Below are 18,435 nucleotides of genomic sequence, written 5' to 3'. Positions count from 1 at the left end.
GCGGCCACCCGCTTGCGCAGCCGGCGGCGCCAACGCCACTGCCTGGAACGACATGCCGCCGAGCAGTACACGGCCGCCGGCCTTGCGTCCGGCCTCAGCCGTTCACCGCAGCCCGCACACACCCGCTCTCCGGCTTGCCCGGCGCCCTCGGACACCCCGCCGGCCTAGGCCCCAAAGCTACTCAAAAACCGGGATCGGAAACAGGCACTCAGCTTGTTCTTTATCTACCGGTCCCGCCTCACGATGCCCTCCTCCCGTCTCACCTGGCCTTGTTGGGTTCGCGAGTCGGCGGTCCTGTCCCGGAAGGGGCGGCGGCCTTGAATAATAGTGATCATGCCTTCCTTAGTCGCTCCAGCGATACCCGTCGGTGCCCTTGCCGCTTCCGATCAGCCGACTCTGCCGATCGGAAGCGGTGTGTTACTGCGTCCTTGGCGAATCATCGATGCCGAAGCCGTGATGAAGGCGTTCCAAGACCCGGAGATCCAGCGTTGGCACGTACGGAGGGCTGACTCTGTAGAAGAGGCACGAGAGTGGATCGAGGGCTGGCAGAGCAGTTGGAGCGATGAGACCGGCGGTCACTGGGCCGTGGCTGAAGCTGAAGGCGACGAACTTCTGGGCCGGATGTCGCTGAAATCGTTGCATCTGGAGGACGGCAAGGCCGAGGTGGCCTACTGGATGATGCCGACTGCTCGCGGTAGTGGCATCTGTACCCGTGCGGTGACGACGCTGACGCGCTGGGCCCTGGAGCAGGGCGGGTTCCACCGCCTCGAGCTTGAGCACTCCACTGCCAATCAGGCTTCGTGCCGCGTTGCGATCAAGGCCGGCTTTGAGGGAGAGGGTGTCCTCCGTGGGGCAGCGTTGCATGCTGACGGCTGGCACGACATGCATCTTCACGCCCGTGTCCGGACAGAGGCATGACGGTGATACAGGATCGGATACTGAACACCACACACGCCGAGGGGTGAGATCATCTGAGACCGGGCGTCGTCGACCCTGACGAATGGCAGTGTTAGCTGAGGATCTTGCCTCGCCCCAGCTCACACGTTTTTGCATCCGCGCTGGTCACAGAGTTATCCATTGGCAAGATCGAATGAGACGGAAGACTACCAAGATCTTCCGAGCTTGCCGATGGCTTTGAGGGTCTCGGGGCGTTTGACGGTTTTGCCGACGTCGTAGCGGGGTGCCCGGTGTTTGTTCTTGGTCCCGGGCGGTCGTCCGGGACCAGCGCCGCGAGGTTGGGGAACACGGGCCGGGCAGAGCAGGTGGGCGCGGATGTTCCTGAACCCCCGGCGGACCCGGGCCGGGGTGAGGCGTTCGGGCTTGGCCGGCTTCTCCCAGGGCCGGCGGAGGTCTGCGGCCAGTGGCCGGGCGAGGCGGAGCTGGGTGTGGGCGACGACCACGAGCCAGGTCCACCGGTCCGCGGCCTCGGGAGTACGGACCTTCGGGGTGGTCCAGCCGAGAATCTGCTTGCCGAACCTGAAGGTGTGCTCAAGATCGAATCTCCTGAGGAACACCTGCCACCACAGATCCACGTCAGCCGGGGCGGCACCGGTCTTGGAGGACCACAGCCAGACCGGCGGTGCTTCCCGTTCCTTGGAGAGGTGCTCGACCCTTCAACCGGACCAAGGTGCCCTCGACGACGGGGAGTTCACCGTCGTGCTCCAGCCAGGCCGAGCGGTGGGTCAGCCTCGGGTGGACCCGGTCCCACGCTTGGGCTTCGGCCTTACCGTAGTGGGCGGTGTCGGTGACGGTGGTGATCGCCGCCTCGGGCCAGGTCTCGGGTTTGGCAAAGCGGAACTCGTCGCCGTGCTTCGGCGGTCGCCCGCCCTGGGGATAGAAGCCGTATCTCAACCGAACGTGATCTGTTGATTTCTGCTGGTCAGGCATAGTTTTAATCGGGGTGAGGGAGGGATGCGGTGTCTTGTATCCGCTTCATGGCCGAGGGGTGCGCGGTGGCGTCGGTGCTGGGAATGCTGGAGGAGCGGGAGGCGGCTGCCCGGGTGCGGGTGGAGGGGCTGCGGGAGGAAGCCGCGTGGTTGGCTGGGGTGTTGGAGGCCGCGGAGATCGAGCTGGATCGGCGGGTGATCGCGCGGGAGGAACTGGTCGAGGCCCTGGCCCTGTCCGTCGCCGAGACGACTACCGTGACCGGGGCGGAGCCGGAAACGGTGCCCTCACCGGTGCCGGGGTCGGTGGTGCCGCCCTGGCGGGACGGGTTGCCGGTGACCGCGCTCGCGCCCGACTACCAGCGGATTCTGGGCGTATTGGAGGAGCGGCGGTCCGCGGGCAGGGGACCGGTGAAGGCCAGGGAGATCGCGGCGGAGCTGGGCCTTGGGACGACGCCGGCGAAGGTCGAGGGGGTGCGGTCGAAGGCCAGGCGCCTGGCGGAGCGCGGGTGGCTCGCCCTGGAGGTGTCGGGGGCGTTCAGTGCCGGCCGGCGGCCCGTGGCCGTGCCAGGCGCCGGCTCATCCGTGTGACCATCGACCACCGGATCATCGCCTCGCTGCTGGCCGGCAGCGTCTCGTAGTCCCGGGCAAGCCGGCGTGAATGCATCAGCCACGCGAACGTGCGCTCCACCACCCACCGCCTGGGCAGCACCACGAACCCCTCCTTGTCGTCGGTGCGCTTGACGACCTCCAGAGTGAGCGCGAGTTTCTGGCGGCACCAGTCGACGATGCCGCCGGTGTAGCCGCCGTCGGCCCAGACGAGGGTGATGTCGCGGTGCAGGCGGTGCAGCCGGGTCAGCAGGCCCGTCGCGGCGTCGCGGTCTCCGATGTCCGCGGCGGTGACCGCGACGACCAGGAGCAGGCCCAGCGTGTCGGTCACGATGTGCCGTTTACGGCCCGGCACCTTCTTCCCGCCGTCGTAGCCGCGTGAGGCGGCCGGCACCGAAGCTGCGGCCCGCACCGACTGCGCGTCGATGATCCCCGCCGTGGGCTCGGCCTCACGGCCCTCCCGTTCACGGACCTTCCCGCGCAGCCGGTCGTGGAACTCGGTGATCAGCCCGTGTTCGCGCCAGCGGCGGAAGAAGGCGTAGACCCGGCCCCAGGCCGGGAAGTCCGCTGGCATTGCCCGCCAGGAGATCCCTCCCGCGACCAGGTAGCGGACCGCGTCCAGCAGTTGGCGGTGGCAGTAGCCCTCGGGGCGTCCACCCCGCCCGTTCAGCCAGGCCGGCACCGGCAGCAACGGCCGCACGGCCGCCTACTCCACGTCCGTCATGTCCGAGGGATACCTGCGCACCCGACCCGGATGGTCGGCCGCGTTGCCGTACACATGCGCGAGGCAGTCACACGATGGAGCAGCCGAGTTGGACCGGACCGGCTCGGACACGTACAACAAGGACACCAGGGCCTCCCGGCACTGCTCGGTCAGATTCGCATCCCCGAGCTACCGAGAGGCCCTGTCTTCATGCACGCACAACGGGAAGATCACCCCGGCGGGAAACCTGTTCGACCCGCACGTTCCATGATCGGCTGAGATACGGCTTCTCAAGGTCCCTGGGCACCAGGGGGACTTCTGGCGGCTGCTGGGCCTGGCACTGCCCGAGTTCGAAGAGCGCCGTACGGAACTGGACGAACTCGGACGTCGCATGTGGATGGGGTCGATCGGGTAGAAGGCCGCGGGTCGGATTCGCGGGAGACGGACCCCGGCGTACAGCCCGACTTGTCTGCCGGCAAGGGCCCCTGACCGGCTGAGTGCCGGTCAGGGGCCCTTGCCTTCCGCGGGTCAGCCGAAGGTCTTGTAGGCGTTCCAGTTCTCCGTCGAGACCGTCTTCACGGGCGCGTTGGTGTTGGTCGTGGACGGGTGGTAGATGCTCACGTGGCCGTCGGAGGCGAAGCGGGCCCAGATGTCGGGGATGTTGTCGTTGTTGACGTCCGGGATGCCGATGGCGGTCGAGATGTTGGCCTCGGTCCAGCTTCCGCCGTACGAGACGTCGCCGTCACGGGAGTTGGCCGCGGTGGTGAGCGAGTTCAGGTCCACGCTGCCGGCCGTCGCGCCGGGCTTGCCGTGGCGTACGTAGATGGAGCCGAGGTCCAGGTTGCGCCACAGCAGGTCGGGTGTGCCGTCCAGGTCGATGTCCGCCACGTTGACGATGTCGCGGCGCGCCCAGCTGTCGGAGTTCATCTGGATCGCCTGCTGGAAGGTCGCTCCGGTGTAGCCGATCAGTGCCCAGTAGGCGGTTCCGGCGCGTACGAACACGTCGGGCAGCTTGTCGCCGGTGACGTCGCCGACCGCCTTGAGCTGGGTCCAGGTCGAGGGGGCCGGGGCGTTGGAGGGCAACCGGATCCTCATCCGGTCGTCGACGTTGAAGGTGCCGTAGCCGTCGCCGGGGTACAGCCAGAATCCGCCGTCGGGGGTGCGGGCGAACAGGTCGTTGAGGCCGTCACCGGGGTAGACGTCCTGGTAGTGGCTGATCAGCGGCGCCGGCTTGCCCGCGGTCGCGTCGTACCAGTGCCCGGCCGGGTTGAGCTTGTTGCCGGAGGTGTAGGCGCCGGCCATGCTGCCGTACAGCTCGCCGTCCGTGCTGCCCGGGAAGGAGAGCAGGTTGCCGGACGCGTTGACCGCCAGCAGGTCGGCGATGCCGTCGCCGCCCACGTCACCGGGGCTGTCGGCCGCCTCCTTGGGCGGGACGTAGAAGGCGTAGTCGGTACGTGCGCTGACGTTCCCCGTCGCGTCGAGGGAGAAGACGTGCAGCCAGTTCGGGCCCGCGTGGGGCGGCTTCAGGTCGGATTTGGTGTACGCGCCGCCGGTCGCCGTCACGTCGGTGTAGTTCAGGCCCTCGAAACCGAAACGGAACTTGGCCGCGCCCTCGGAGGCGAAGGTGATCGCCCCGGTGCCGCCGAACTTGACCGTCGCCCACGTCGCGCCGTCGTTGGTGGCCCTCTTGAACACCTCACTGGTGACGGTCGGCGGCGGCGGCGCCGAGCCGTCGACCGTCACGGCGCAGGGCGTCGTGCCGGGCGGGAAGTACGTGGACACACCGGCCGGTGTGATGGAGTCCTCGGCCCGTACGTCCCAGTAGTAGGTAGCCTTGTCCGCCAGGCTGGTGGACGGGATCGTCGTCGAGGCCCAGCCGCCGGACAGGTTGGTCGCCAGCGTGCCCGCCGGGGTGGCCGCGCCGACCTTCCAGAACCGGAAGCGCAGGCCCTTGAGATTGCCGTCGGGGTCGGTGGCCTTCGCCTTCAGGACCAGATTGGTCTTGCCGACCGTGCGCCCGGGCGAGCCGACGAGGCAGTCGCCGCCGGGGACGGTCTCCCCGTCGACCGGCTCGGTGGGGTTGCGGTTGTAGGTGACCTCCATCGTGGCGGAGGTCGCCTTGAACTTGCGCCACGTCTGGGTGTCGGACTCGCTGGTGGCCCGCATGCCGAACGTCAGGTTGGAGGAGCCGTTGTCCGCGCCCTTCTGGGCCGCGGCCTTCACGTCGAACGCCTCGTACTCGTCCGGGCAGTCGGCGGACGACCAGCCGTGCGCGAACGACTTCCTGTCCAGCTCCGTGGTCCATTTCGGCTGCGAGTTCCACGTCGTACCCGACGAGATGGAACCGGTCAGCCAGAACTGGAACTCACGGTTCGTGCACGACCACGAGTGGTTGTTGAGCACCTTGAACGACGCCTTCGAGATCGTCGCGCCCTTCAGGCTCTTGGAGAAGCCGATGCGCCAGAAAGACCGCGCCGTACCACCGGTGTCGTTCTCGTGGCCCACCCGGGCGTCCGAGGTGCCCGAGCTGAAGTTGGTGCCGTTGTAGAAGCTGGTGTTCGGGTACGGGCGGTACGCGACCGTCCACGCCTGCCAGCCCGGGTTGATGGTCGGGTCGACGAACACCGGGAACGTCACGTCCTCGCCGGTGAGCAGGCCCGTGGCGGCGGTGTCCAGCCGCAGACGGGCCGTGCCGGTCCCGTCCCCCTCGACGCTCAGCGGGACCGGCGCCCGAAGCGCGCCCGGCTCGGCGCCGCTCAGGCCGGACAGCCGCAACACGTCCGCGGACGTCGCCGTGGAGGTGAGGGGCGTCGGCCTGTCGTCCGGAACCTCGGGGTCACGGCCGGCGGAGTCCCACGCGAAGGGCGTCGGGATCGAGCCGATCTCCGTACCCTTCGCGTCCTCGACCAGCACCTGGCCATGAGCCTCGTCCTGGCGGAAGACCGCCATCGGTGAACGCAGGCCGTACGAAATGGTCTTGAGCGCCGGCTGCTGCGCCGCCTCACGCGACTTCACGATCAGGAGCTGGCCGAGGCCGCCTTCCTCGCGGACGACGAGGAGGAGGTCCACACCGGGCAGCACCTCGGGGTACAGGGCCCGCGGTCCCTCCAGCACGGGCTCCGGCAGGGCGCCGGGCCAGGTGTAGGCGAGGGTGTGGCCTTTGATGTCGATCTCGGCGAGGACGGACTCGCCCGGCTGCGGGGCACGTACGTACGAACGGTCCGCGCGGCTCTTCTCCGCGCTCTCGGCGCTTCCGCCGCTTCCGTCGGCGAGACGCACCGGTACGGCGGGGTTGACCGGAGCGATGCCGAGCCCGCGAGGGGCCTTCTTCGTCCGCGTCAGCTTGTTGTCGATCGGGGCCCATCGGCCCTCGGCGTTCTTCGCACGCTGCGCCAGCGCGTGGATCTGGGTGCGCATCTGCCCGTTCGGCAGTGCCCAGGTCATCTCGGTGGCGGTGGTCGCCGTGTCGACGAGCACCTGCTTGCCGGCCCGCCGGGCCTCGGCGACAGCGGCGGTCTCGTCACGCGGACCGGTCGAGACCGGCTTCGTGTCCGTCGACTTGTCGCTCTGCTGGGTGCCCTGCGCCGTCGGCGGAGTCTGAGGCTGCCACCAGGGGAGGAGAGCAGCGGTGAGTGCGGCCAGTACCAGGCCGAGAGTCAGGGACAGCCGGGTGCGCGTGCGCACGAAAGGGCTGAGAAGGCGAGGTGGCGACGCGAACACGGTGGTCTACTCCCGTGTGAACCAGGCGGATGGGGGACATCGAGGACAGCACCGTTCGGCGGGCCGTGGAGCATAGGTGGCCACACGATTACACGAGCCACACGGAGCGTCCACAAGTTAGGGAGTTGTGAAAATGTTACCCAGGTCGTGGAGCTGCGGTGATGGTGATCACTTTGCACTTCCTTGCCCGTTTGATGGGAAGGGAGTGAGCCGGATCTGACGGTTCATCCGGTACGGCGCAAAGGTTGGCTTCCGGCGCGTTCTGGCCCGAACTGCCCCGTGGCGCAGGTCACTTCGACGGCTTTCCGCCCGATGCCTCGATCTTGAATCCCGCGACGGACATGACAGATAGTGCGGAGGCATGTGCCTGAGGTAAGCGCGTGCTCTGTGGTGTTTCCGCACCTCATCCGTTGTCTGTAATACCTGGGTGGGAGTCGACACGTATGCGTGCTTCAGGTCCACTGTCATGGCTGGGGCGTGGACGCCTTGCCATGACGGCGTCACAACGCCGGCGAAGTCGGCTTCGCCGTACGGCGGTTGTCCTCCTGTTGTCCTCGGTGCTCACGGCGACGAGCCTGAGCGGCCCCGCGTGGGGCGTGCCAGGACCCGGCATGAACCGCCAGGACGCCCAGGTCGACCTGCCTGATCTGCCGAAGAGCACGTCGCTCGACGCGGACGAGACCGCGGAGAAGACGCTCACCACGGCGCCCGAGGTGCCGATCGACCCGTACGAGCCGACGGCCGTCACCCCCTGGCTGGAGGGCAACGGCACCGCGCCGCTGACCGCCACCAGCGTGCCCGGCGAGCCCGTCCCGGTGTCCAACGGGCTGCCGATAGCCGTCGCCGTTCCCGTCGGCACCGACCCGGCCGCCCTCGCCGGCGTGTGGACCGTGGACCTCGCCGCCCCCGAGGCGTCCCAGAGCGCCGGTGTCTCGGGCGTCATCATGAAGGTCACCCCGCCGGCCACCGCCGACCCGGCCGCGCAGGTCGCGCTCAGCGTCGACACCACTGGCTTCGCCGACCTCTACGGCCCGCAGGCCGCCGACCGCTTCGGCCTGGTGCTGCTGCCCGACTGTGTCTACTCCGACCCGGACGCCGGTGAGTGCGCCGACGACGCCGGTACGACGACCATGTCGGTCGAGGACGCCCCGGCGTCGTTCGAGCGGCTGCGCAGCACGGTGAAGGAGGTGCCCGCCAAGGACGCGCCCACCCATACCTCGTCCGCGAAGAACGCGAAGACCCGCAAGATCCTCACCGGCTCCGTCCCCGTCGCCGACCTGCTGGGCAACGGCGCGGGTGCGGGCAGCGGCGCCAAGGGCGCCTCGGCACGCACCGCGGCTCTCCCTGCCGCCGCCGCGGCCGGCGGTTCCGCCGTCGGTCTCCTGGACACCGGCGCCTCCGCCTCCGGTGACTTCACCGCCTCGCCGCTGCTGTCCTCCGGTTCGTGGTCGGCGGGCTCGTCGTCCGGCGCCTTCACCTACGGCTACCAGGTGCAGGTTCCCGAGGTCGCCGGCGGCCCGGCGCCCAACGTGAACCTGGCGTACTCCTCCCAGTCGGTCGACGGCCGCACGTCCGCGAGCAACAACCAGGCCTCCTGGATCGGCGACGGCTGGGACTACAACGCGGGCTCCATCACCCGTACGTACGCCAACTGCCGTGAGGACTCGAAGAAGTCCGGCTCCAACAACGCCACGCACCGCACCGCGGACCTCTGTTACGGCTCGGAGAACGCCACCCTCTCGCTCGGCGGCACGACCACCGAGCTGGTGTGGGACAAGACCAAGAACAAGTGGTTCACGGCCAACGGCGACGGTTCCAAGATCGAGCGGGTCAAGGACACCTCCAAGGACCCCCGTACGGCGACCAGGGACGACGACGGTGAGTACTGGGTCGTCACCACCAAGGACGGCACCCGCTACCACTTCGGGCTGAACAAGCTGCCGGGCTGGTCCGACAAAGGCAACTCCGACCCCGCCGACGACGACCCGTACACGGACTCCGTCCTCACGGTCCCGGTGTACGGCAACCACGCGGACGAACCCTGCTACAAGGCCGGCGACTGGGCACACTCCTACTGCACCCAGGCCTGGCGCTGGAACCTCGACTACGTCGAGGACGTCCACGGCAACGCCATGTCCCTGTGGTGGAAGCGCGACGCCAACTACTACGCGCGCAACTTCAACTTCAAGGCCCCGGTCGAGTACCACCGCGACGGCTACCTGTCCCGCATCGAGTACGGGCAGCGCAAGGAGAGCGTCTTCTCGGCCCCGGCCCCGGCCCGCGTCGACTTCACCGTCAACGAGCGCTGCTACGACGAGGGCTCCGTCACCTGCAGCGAGGCGAATTTCAGCGCCAAGGATCCGGGCAAGTACCGCATCTGGTACGACACTCCGGCCGACCTGCGCTGCGAGAAGGCCAAGAAGTGCTGGAACGCCGGGCCGTCCTTCTGGTCCCGTAAGCGCCTCGGCCAGATCACCACGTGGGCCCAGCGCCGGGCCGGCGTCACCCCCCAAGTCGTCGATGAGTACCGGCTCGCGCAGAACTTCGCGGAGCTGAAGACCGGCCCGAACACGGCCCTGTGGCTGGAGTCGATCACCCGTACCGGCTACGCCCGCAACGGCAAGACCGACGCCAAGGTCACCCTCAACCCGGTGCGCTTCGAGCCCAACGCCGAAGACATGCCGAACCGCGTCAAGGCGGTCAACCCCCAGCGTCCCGGCTTCTCCCGGCTGCGTATCGGCCGGGTCATCAACGAGTACGGCGGCGAGACCGTCGTCACCTACAAGCCGGCCACGGGCGACTGCGCCAACGGCCCGCTGCCCGCCAAGACGGACACGGCCGCGCTGAAGTCCAACGACCGGCTGTGCTATCCGGTGTACTGGAACCCCGACCCCGAGTTCCAGGACATCGACTGGTTCCACAAGTACGTCGTGGACAGCATCGAGGAACTCCCCGACGTCGACGGCGCGTACGCCACCAGGACGGCGTACGACTACAAGAACCCCGGCTGGAAGCTCGCCGAGCAGGAGTTCACCAAGAAGGCCACGCGTACGTATTCGCAGTTCGCGGGCTTCGAGCAGACCACCACGATCACCGGCGCCGAGCAGCCCGAGATCGGCAGCAAGCAGAGCAAGGCCGTCGTCCGCTACTTCCGGGGCATGGGCGACAGCGTGTCCGTCAAGGACATCACGGGCGCCGAGATCGCCAAGGACAGGGAACCCTTCGCCGGCCACATCGCGGAGGAGCTCTCGTACACGAGCGCCACCGACGCGGACAGCAACTGGCTCACCCGTTCCGTCACCGTTCCCGAGGCCACCGAACTGGCCAGGCGCGACCGCGACGACGGCCTGAGCGACCTGCGCGCCTGGCGCGTCACCGAGCCCGAGGAATTCGCGTACACGAAGTCCTCCGGCACGAAGAGCGACGACAAGCGCACCCTGCGGACCGTAGAGACCCTGACGACGTACGAGCCGACGTACGGCCTGCCCATCCTGGTGGAGTCCTCCGGTGACACCGAGAGGACCGGCGACGAGTCGTGCGTCAAGTCGGAGTACGTGCACGACACCGACAAGAACCTCATCGGCCTCACCAAGCAGGTGCTCAGCTCCCCGACCCTCTGCGCGAACGCGAACTGGACCGACCTCACGACCCTGAGCGGCGCGGCCCGTACCGCCTACGACGGCGGCGCGTACGGCGCGGCGCTCGGCGCCTCGACCCGTGGTCTGGCCACCGAGTCCTGGTCGCTGAACGGCACCGGCACCGGCTTCCAGACCAACGGCACCACGGGCTTCGACCAGGTCGGCCGCGTGGTGCGGGGCACCGACCCGGACCAGAAACCCTCCACGATCACCTACGACCCGCCGTCCGGGCAGGTCTTCAAGGTCACCCAGACGAACTCGCTGGGCCACAGCCAGATCCAGGAGTTGGAGCCCGGCCGCTCGGTCACCCTGAAGACGACCGACGCCAACAACAAGGTCAGCGAGGCCGTGTACGACCCGCTGGGTCGGCTCGCCGAGGCCTGGGCCCCGGGCCGTACCCCGTCGGCGACGGCGGTGCCGGACTTCCGGGCCGTCTACACGATCCCGGACGTGGACCCGGACGACGACGACGGCAAGCGCAAGCCGTCGTACGTCACCACGTACTCGCGTGGCCAGGAGAACCGGATCGAGACCTCCGTCACCCTCTACGACGGCCTGGGCCGGGAGCGGCAGACGCAGGAGGAGGCCACCGGCGGCGGTCACCTGATCACCGACACGCTGTACAACAGCTCGGGTGAGGTCTGGCAGACCAACAACGCCTACCTGACCCACGAGGCGAAGCCCGGCGAGCTGTTCACGCCCCTCGCCGACACGGCCATTCCCAACATCACCCGCTACAAGTACGACGGTCTCGGCCGTGTGGTCGAGGAGACGCCGTACCTCAAGTACGTCGACCCCGTCACTAAGGAGACCTCGTCCAGGGAGTACTCGGAGCGGGCCACCCGCTACGAGTACGGCGAGGACTGGTCGAAGGTGATCAACCCGCAGGGGGCCTCCTCCTACCGGGTCTACACCGACGCGCTGGGCCGGACGACCCGTACGGACACGTTCAACCCGGCGGCCCCCGGCGGCTTCACGTCGACGAGCTACACGTACGACGCCATCGGTCAGTTGGCCGAGGCCACCAGCTCGGCAGATCCGACGCGCCCGTGGTCGTGGACGTACGACCACCGGGGTCTGCTGGAGACGTCCACCGACCCGGACTCCGGCACGACCCGTAACACGTACGACCACCGCGACCGGCCGCTCACCGCGACCAACGCCCGCGGCGTCAAGGTCTGGAACGGCTACGACGAGCTGTCCCGGCCCACCCAGCAGCGCCTGAACAGCGCCACCGGCACGCTGCTGGCCGAGTACGGCTACGACGGCGCCGTCCCCGGCGGCAAGGGAATGCCCGCCACCGCCACCCGCTACACCGACGGTCTGGCGTACACCCAGAAGGTCAACGGCTACACGAACGACTACCAGCCGACCTCCACGACGCTGTCGCTTCCGCAGCAGATGGCCGACACGTGGGGCCTGGCGAAGGACTACACGTACAACTACGCCTACACGGAAACGGGCCAGCTGGAAGAGGCCACGCTTCCGCCGGTGGGCGGGTTCGACGCCGAGAAGCTGGTCGTCCGCTACAACAAGGAGGGCCTTCCCCTCTCGCTCTCCGGCAAGGACTGGTACGGCTCCGAGACCGTCTACTCGCCGTACGGCCAGGTCATGCGCTCCACCCTGGGCGCGCAGCCGTACCGGGTGTGGACGCAGAACTCGTTCGACGAGTCCAGTGGTGAGCTGAAGGACCAGCTGGTCTACCGGGAGAAGTCGGGCACGGGCGCGGACACCTCCGTCGTCGCCGGCAACCTCGTCTCGAACCGGTCGTACGCCTACGATCCGGCCGGCAACGTCACCTCGGTCCGCGAGCAGTCGGTGGGCATCGAGGAACGGCAGTGCTTCGTCTACGACCCGATGGGGCAGCTGAAGACCGCCTGGACCTCGAAGGACCAGGAGAACTGCACCACCCCGAAGAGCGCCGACGGCGCCGTCAACGTGACGGCCGGCAAGGACAACTCCGGCTACTGGCAGGAGTACGAGTACGACCTCCTCGGCAACCGCAAGAAGCTGACCGAGAAGGACCTCGGCGGCACCACCGCCAAGGACGCCGTCACCGACTACGCCTACGGCAAGGCCGACGGCACCCAGCCCCGCACGCTCGCCAAGGTGACCAAGAAGTTCACCACCCCGGCCGGCGCGCAGGTCACCACCGAGGCGCAGCGCCTGTACGAGCTGACGGGTGAGACCAAGTCCGTCACCTCCACCGAGAACGGCGACAAGCAGGAACTGACCTGGACGTACGACGGCCAGGTCGACCGGATCACCGGTCAGGGCAGCGGCGGCAGGACCCCGTACGTGGGTCCGGCGCAGAAGTGCCTCGACATCAAGTCGGATACGCCGGCGGCGAGTCAGCCGGTCCAGCTGTACGGCTGCAACAGCTCGCTGGCGCAGAGCCTCAAGTTCACCCCCACCCCGGGTGCGACCCAGACCGATCCCAACCGGGGCACGCTCTCGGTCTACGACACGTGGTGCCTGCGGCCCGCGGCGAACACGTCCGGGTCGGCGGTCCAGGTCCAGAAGTGCGACGGCTCCGCCGCGCAGGAGCTGAAGCGCGGTGCCACCGGCCAGCTCACCCATGTCGCCTCCGGCCTGTGCCTCGCGGCCCAGGGCGGCGCGACCGCCAACTCGACCCCGATCGTGCTGGCGACCTGTGACGGCGCTTCCGCGGCGCAGCTGTGGGAGCCGCAGAACGACACCCGCCACATCTACGGTCCCGACGGCGGACGGCTGCTGACCGTCAACGGCAAGGAGGCCACGCTCTATCTGGGCGAGGCCGAGGTCACCGTCCAGAAGGGCGGTGTCCTGGTCAGCACCCAGCGCACCTACGCGGCGGCCGGCGGCGCGGTCATGCGCTACGCCTACGGCACCGGTGCGGAGACGCTGGTCGCCCAGACGACGGACCACCAGGGCAGCGCGTACACCGAGGTCGGGCTGTACGGCACCATGCCGGTACGGATCCGCAAGCAGGACCCGTTCGGCAACGAGCGCGGCACCGCCAATGTCGGCCTCCAGAACCACACCGGGTTCCTGGGCAAGACCAGGGACGACGCGTCCGGCTACCAGCCGCTCGGCGCCCGTCTCTACGACCCGGTGGTCGGACGCTTCCTGTCCGCGGACCCGGTGCTCGACCTGAACGACCCGATGCAGTCCAACGGCTATACGTACGCGCACAACAACCCGGTGACGATGGCCGACCCGACGGGTCTGTCCATCAGCCTCTCGGCCTCCGAGCGGGCCGCGGCCCTCGCGGGCGCTGGCCTGAGCGCGGCACAGGTCTCCCAGGCGCAGGCGATGCAGGGCAAGTCCCTGACCTCGGTGATCCTCGCCGTGGCCTGGGAGACGCTGAAGGACTTCATCGGCATCAACGACGCGATGGCCTGCTTCGGCGGTGACATGTGGTCCTGCGGCAGCATCATCCTCGGAGCCATTCCGTGGACGAAGCTCGGCAAGATCCCGTCCGTCCTCAAGGCCATCAACCGCACCATCGACGCCATCCAGGCGTTCAAGACGGCGAAGAAGGCGGCCGAGGCCGTTCTCAAGGCGGCGAAGGCGGCTGAGGCCGCGGCGCTGCGAGCCAAGAAACTGGCGATAGAGAAGGCCAAGAAGGAAGCGGCGCAAAGGGCGAAGAAAAAGGCGGCGGAGGCGGCCAAGAGAACGAGCGACAGGGCGCTTCAGCAAGCCAAGAAGACCGGTAACGCGGCCCAGAAGCAGGCTCAGGCGAAGGCGGCCCCGAAGGCCTCTTCCGTGGCCGGCTCAGGAAAGGGCGGCGGAAGCAAGGCCGGCGGAAGCAAGCCCAGCGGCAGTTCCGGTGGCGGTTCCCGCACCAAGGGCGGCAGTTCCGGTGGCGGCGGCTCGGGCAAGGTCGACGAGGGCGGCACCTGCAACAGCTTCGTGCCCGGCACGAAGGTGCTGATGGCCGACGGCACCACCAAGCCGATCGAGAAGGTCAAGGCCGGCGACAAGGTCGTCGCGACCGACCCGGAGACCGGGGAGACCCGGATCGAGACGGTCACCGCGGAGATCAAGGGCCAGGGTCTCAAGCACCTGGTCAAGGTCACCATCGACACGGACGGCAAGCGCGGCTCCAAGACAGCCCAGGTCACCGCGACCGACGGCCACCCCTTCTGGGTCCCCGAACTCGACAAGTGGATCGACGCGACCGACCTCCGCCCGGGCCAGTGGCTCCGGACGAGCGCCGGCACCTTCGTCCAGATCACCGCGATCGAACGTTGGACGGCTCAGGAGTCGGCTGTCCACAACCTGACGGTCTCCGACCTGCATACGTACTATGTGCTGGCGGGGGCCACACCGGTACTCGTTCATAACTGCAACTTCAATCGCGACACGGAGGCCGCGAGGCTACCGGCCTATCAAGAAGGGGGCCCGACTTCAGGTCGTGCAGTTGCCGAGGATGGTGCTTCATACGATCTGGTCAGCGGCAATACAAGAGAAGACGCCGCTTTGATCGGTTGGGTCAACGACACACTGCGTCAACGAGGCGTGTTGCCTGGAACGTCCACCTCGTGGCGGGCCAGTGATGTCGAGCAAAAATTCGCCGCCATAATGGCGCGAGACGGCATAGCGAACGCGAATTTGGTGATCAATTTTCCGACGGGTCCGTGTACGGTGAGATTGGGATGCGACCAGGTGTTGGACACCCTGCTGGGTGGCGATCGATCACTTACGGTGCATTGGCAGGATTCGGGTGGCGCCTGGAATAGCCGGAGATATGGGAGGCGTTAATCATGCAGGCTCGTGCTGAAGCACGATATCGATGGGATCACGGCGAGCGGCCGGCACTCCTCCATACGACTGAGGAGGTCGATTCGTTGATCGACTCACTCCTGAGTGGTCCTGTCTACGAGAACCTGGCTCAGATCCATTCTCTGGAGCGAGATTCCATGCCCTCCGGATTCCCCGATCATGAACTGCTGGTTGGGGTCGACAGGGACCTCCAGGTGGGTATCCTTACCTACCTGGATTCCAGTGGCAATGTAGTCACCTTGGGATCGCTCGGTCGCTCTCCTGTGTATTACATCCAGGGGCACATGACGGAGTTTCCCGCCAATTCGGAAATTCCTATCGATCTTGTTCGGCGAGGAGTCAAGGAATTCTTGTCTTCGGGAGGACGGCGTCCTACCTGTGTTCAATGGCAAGCGGTGCATCCCTGAAGATCCTGGTATGCGGTACTCGCACTGTCGCCCCGCAGAGGAAAGTTTCGTGGGGAGTAGTGGTTATAGAGCCGAAATAGACGAGCTGAGGCGTTCGATAGGCATGTACGCCGAGCCATCTACTTAAAATCAGGCAAGGTGAAATATTCGCGACGCAGAAGCCCCACCGGAATTCCGGTGGGGCTTCTGCGTCGTTTGACGGCAACACTGACAAGCCGTTTCTCAACCGGTGTTGGAACGTGGTGGTCGAACAGGGTTCCTGGTCGGGTGATCTTTTTGTGGGCGGGGCTTGAAGGCGCAGGGCCTCTTGGTAGCTCGGGGGTGCGATCCCATCCGAGCGGTTCCAGGAGGCCCTGTTGTCGCAGTTGTACGCGCACGTCCCCGTTGCCTTCAACTCGGTCCCTCCATCGTGTGATTGCCTCGCGCACGTGTACGGGAACGCGGCTGATCATCCTGATCGGGTGCGTCGGTATCCCTCGGACATGACGGATGTGGAGTGGGCGGCGGTGCGTCCGTTGCTGCCGGCGCCCGCCTGGTTGGAGGGCAAGGGCGGGCAGCCCGAGGGTTACTGCCACCGCCGACTGCTGGACGCGATCCGGTACCTGGTCGCGGGCGGGATCTCCTGGCGCGCGATGCCCGCGGACTTCCCTGCCTGGGGCCGGGTTTATGCCTTCTTCCGGCGGTGGCGGGAGCACGGGTTGGTCGCGGAGTTCCATGACCGGCTAGGTGGGAAGGTTCGTGAGCGCGAGGGCCGGGAGGCGGAGCCTTCGGCGGGCATCATCGACGCGCAGTCGGTGCGGGCCTCCGCCTCGGTGCCGCTTTCCTCGAGCGGGTACGACGGCGGGAAGAAGGTGCCGGGCCGCAAACGGCATATCGTGACCGACACGCTCGGCCTGCTGCTGGTCGTCGCGGTGACCGCCGCGAACGTCGGCGACCGGGATGCGGCCGTGCCCCTGATTTAGCGGCTGCACACCCTGCACCGCGAGATCACCCTGGTCTGGGCCGACGGCGGTTACACCGGCGGCCTGATCGGCTGGGCGAGAGAGAAACTCGCGCTCGCCCTCCAGGTCGTCAAGCGCACCGACACCATGGAAGGGTTTGTGGTGTTGCCCCGCAGGTGGGTGGTGGAGCGCACGTTCGCATGGCTGATGCATTCCCGCCGTCTGGCCCGCGACTACGAAACCCTGACCGCCACCAGCGAGGCAATGATCCAATGGTCGATGATCACGAGGATGAGCCGCCGCCTGGCCCGGCCACGGACCTGCGGCGAGGGCTGAACATCCCCGACGCCTCCAGGACCAGCCACCCGCGCTCAGCCAGCCGCCTCGCCTTCGACCGCACGCCCTCCACCTTCGCCGGCGTCGGCTCCAGCCCCAGCACCACCGCGATCTCCTTGGCCCTCACCTACTCCTGGCCCGACCGGTCCGCCACAATGCCCAGGATCCGCTGGTAGTCCGGCGCGAGAACAGCCGTCGGCAGACCATCCCGCCAGGACGGCACCATCGTTCCCGCCAACGGCGCGGGCTCACACACCGATTCCGTCTCCGTCTCTGCCTCAGTCGCGGCGGTGGTCTCGGCAGCGGACACGGCCAGGGCCTCGAGGAGTTCTTCCCGCGCGATCACCCGCCGGTCCAGCTCGATCTCGGCCGCCTCCAGAACGGCAGCCGCCCGGGCCGCCGCCTCCCGCAGATCCTCGACTCGCTCGCGAGCAGCCGCTTCCCGCACCTCCAGCAACCCCAGAATCGACGCCACCGCACACCCTTCACCGATCAAGCGGAACAGAACGTCGGAACTCTCCCTCGCCCCGACCGAAACCATGCCTGACCAGCGAGAATCAAACGATCACGTTCGGTTGAGATACGGCTTCATAGGCCAGGGCGTACTCCTTGAGCGAGGGCTTTGGCAGCCGCATCACCCGGTCGCTGCGGATCCGCCCGACCAACTCGACAGGAAGATCCCGCAGGACCCAGACCAGGCGGGTGACGTCGTAACCCGCGTCCCTGACGATCGTGATGTCCGGGTCGCCGGGCGCCCACTGGCCGGCTGAGATGAGCCGCTCGGCCACGGTGCGGAGCTGGGTGGCGGTGACGGCGGTCGCATCGTCTTCGGGTCCGAGCCGGACCACGTCCAGGATCGCCGTCCACGAGGTGGCTCCCGGTTCGAGGACGGCGACGAAGGAGTACGGCCAGCCCGGGATGAATTGTGACGCGGATTTCGCCCGGCCGTAGACGTGGCAGAACAGCCGGTCTGCCGAGCACGGCGCGTCTGAGCGCAGCCACGGTGACACGTCGACCGCGAGCACCAGGCGTCCGCCCTCGAAACGCGGCATCGGCAACCCGGCCAGCACCGTCCGCAGACGGTCGACGTCCACCCCGCCGCGGTTGAGGGCGCCGTACAACGCACCGTGCCCACGGCAATGTTCGGGCACCAACGTCAGATCCACCGGCGATTTCACCGGGCCGTCCGCACACAGCACCGCGTCCACCAACTCGAACAATTCGTCGCGCCTGGCGGTCAGGCATGCGTAGAAAGCGCCCCGGAAGCGTGACGCTTCCGCGAACGCTTCCGGGCGGACATCATCAGGCGGCAGATCGCCATCACGGCCTTCGTCTCGGTCACGTGCGCTCCTGGGTCGGAGCACAGGATCAGGCGAAGGCCGCCCCCACGTCCGGCAAACTCCCTGGTGAGTGACCCCGTTCGAGACGTCG

The 18,435-nt window shown here is 67.8% G+C and carries 8 protein-coding genes and 3 pseudogenes; 5 read left to right on the top strand and 6 right to left on the bottom strand.

Annotated features, from left to right (window positions below; genetic code table 11):
* The first annotated feature begins 333 nt into the window (after nucleotides 1-333).
* Entirely contained in the window at nucleotides 334-918 is a 585-nt protein-coding gene (locus tag OG349_RS31425; protein ID WP_327237796.1) for a GNAT family N-acetyltransferase, read from the top strand.
* Between the two features lie 185 nt (nucleotides 919-1,103).
* Here the strand turns inward: OG349_RS31425 and OG349_RS31420 are convergent.
* A pseudogene (locus tag OG349_RS31420) lies at nucleotides 1,104-1,836 on the bottom strand (NF041680 family putative transposase); the annotation flags it as partial.
* Between the two features lie 98 nt (nucleotides 1,837-1,934).
* On the opposite strand from OG349_RS31420, the gene OG349_RS31415 reads away from it, so the two are divergent.
* On the top strand, nucleotides 1,935-2,474 hold the full coding sequence (locus OG349_RS31415; RefSeq protein WP_327238798.1) for a hypothetical protein: 540 nt from the start codon (nucleotides 1,935-1,937) through the stop codon (nucleotides 2,472-2,474).
* Here the strand turns inward: OG349_RS31415 and OG349_RS31410 are convergent.
* Both OG349_RS31410 and OG349_RS31405 read right to left on the bottom strand, forming a co-directional pair.
* Complete coding sequence (locus OG349_RS31410; RefSeq protein WP_327237795.1) at nucleotides 2,422-3,192, bottom strand: IS5 family transposase; 771 nt, start codon at nucleotides 3,190-3,192, stop codon at nucleotides 2,422-2,424. The two genes, OG349_RS31415 and OG349_RS31410, sit on opposite strands and share 53 nt — an antisense overlap.
* A gap of 531 nt (nucleotides 3,193-3,723) precedes the next feature.
* Nucleotides 3,724-6,879, bottom strand: coding sequence for a DNRLRE domain-containing protein (locus OG349_RS31405; protein ID WP_327237794.1), 3,156 nt, complete (start codon nucleotides 6,877-6,879; stop codon nucleotides 3,724-3,726).
* 647 nt (nucleotides 6,880-7,526) lie between these two features.
* Here OG349_RS31405 and OG349_RS31400 point away from each other — a divergent pair.
* The 3 genes and pseudogenes from OG349_RS31400 to OG349_RS31395 all read left to right on the top strand — a co-directional run bounded on the left by OG349_RS31400 (nucleotide 7,527) and on the right by OG349_RS31395 (nucleotide 17,004).
* On the top strand, nucleotides 7,527-15,299 hold the full coding sequence (locus OG349_RS31400) for a polymorphic toxin-type HINT domain-containing protein (protein WP_327237793.1): 7,773 nt from the start codon (nucleotides 7,527-7,529) through the stop codon (nucleotides 15,297-15,299).
* A 2-nt stretch (nucleotides 15,300-15,301) separates the two neighbouring features.
* Nucleotides 15,302-15,727, top strand: a complete 426-nt coding sequence (locus tag OG349_RS34910) for an Imm1 family immunity protein (protein ID WP_442806339.1) — start codon at nucleotides 15,302-15,304, stop codon at nucleotides 15,725-15,727.
* Between the two features lie 482 nt (nucleotides 15,728-16,209).
* A pseudogene (locus tag OG349_RS31395) lies at nucleotides 16,210-17,004 on the top strand (IS5 family transposase).
* On the opposite strand, the gene OG349_RS31390 reads toward OG349_RS31395, so the two are convergent.
* From OG349_RS31390 to OG349_RS31380, 3 genes and pseudogenes are all read right to left on the bottom strand, one after another.
* Complete coding sequence (locus OG349_RS31390) at nucleotides 16,952-17,131, bottom strand: hypothetical protein (RefSeq protein ID WP_327238843.1); 180 nt, start codon at nucleotides 17,129-17,131, stop codon at nucleotides 16,952-16,954. The pseudogene OG349_RS31395 and the gene OG349_RS31390 overlap by 53 nt on opposite strands.
* Nucleotides 17,132-17,479 (bottom strand): hypothetical protein, encoded by a 348-nt coding sequence (locus tag OG349_RS31385; protein ID WP_327237792.1) that lies wholly within the window; start codon nucleotides 17,477-17,479, stop codon nucleotides 17,132-17,134.
* A gap of 97 nt (nucleotides 17,480-17,576) precedes the next feature.
* Nucleotides 17,577-18,317: pseudogene (locus tag OG349_RS31380) on the bottom strand (transposase); the annotation flags it as partial.
* Nucleotides 18,318-18,435 lie beyond the last annotated feature (118 nt).

Source organism: Streptomyces sp. NBC_01317 (assembly GCF_035961655.1).
Classification (GTDB): Bacteria; Actinomycetota; Actinomycetes; order Streptomycetales; family Streptomycetaceae; genus Streptomyces.
This window is presented reverse-complemented; position numbering and strand designations above follow the sequence as displayed.

What these genes read in the sequence shown, in the direction of transcription:
- OG349_RS31415 (WP_327238798.1), top strand. Translation starts at nt 1,935, where the DNA reads ATGGCCGAGGGGTGCGCGGTGGCGTCGGTGCTGGGAATGCTGGAGGAG.
- OG349_RS31425 (WP_327237796.1), top strand. Translation starts at nt 334, where the DNA reads ATGCCTTCCTTAGTCGCTCCAGCGATACCCGTCGGTGCCCTTGCCGCT.
- OG349_RS31400 (WP_327237793.1), top strand. Translation starts at nt 7,527, where the DNA reads ATGAACCGCCAGGACGCCCAGGTCGACCTGCCTGATCTGCCGAAGAGC.
- OG349_RS34910 (WP_442806339.1), top strand. Translation starts at nt 15,302, where the DNA reads ATGCAGGCTCGTGCTGAAGCACGATATCGATGGGATCACGGCGAGCGG.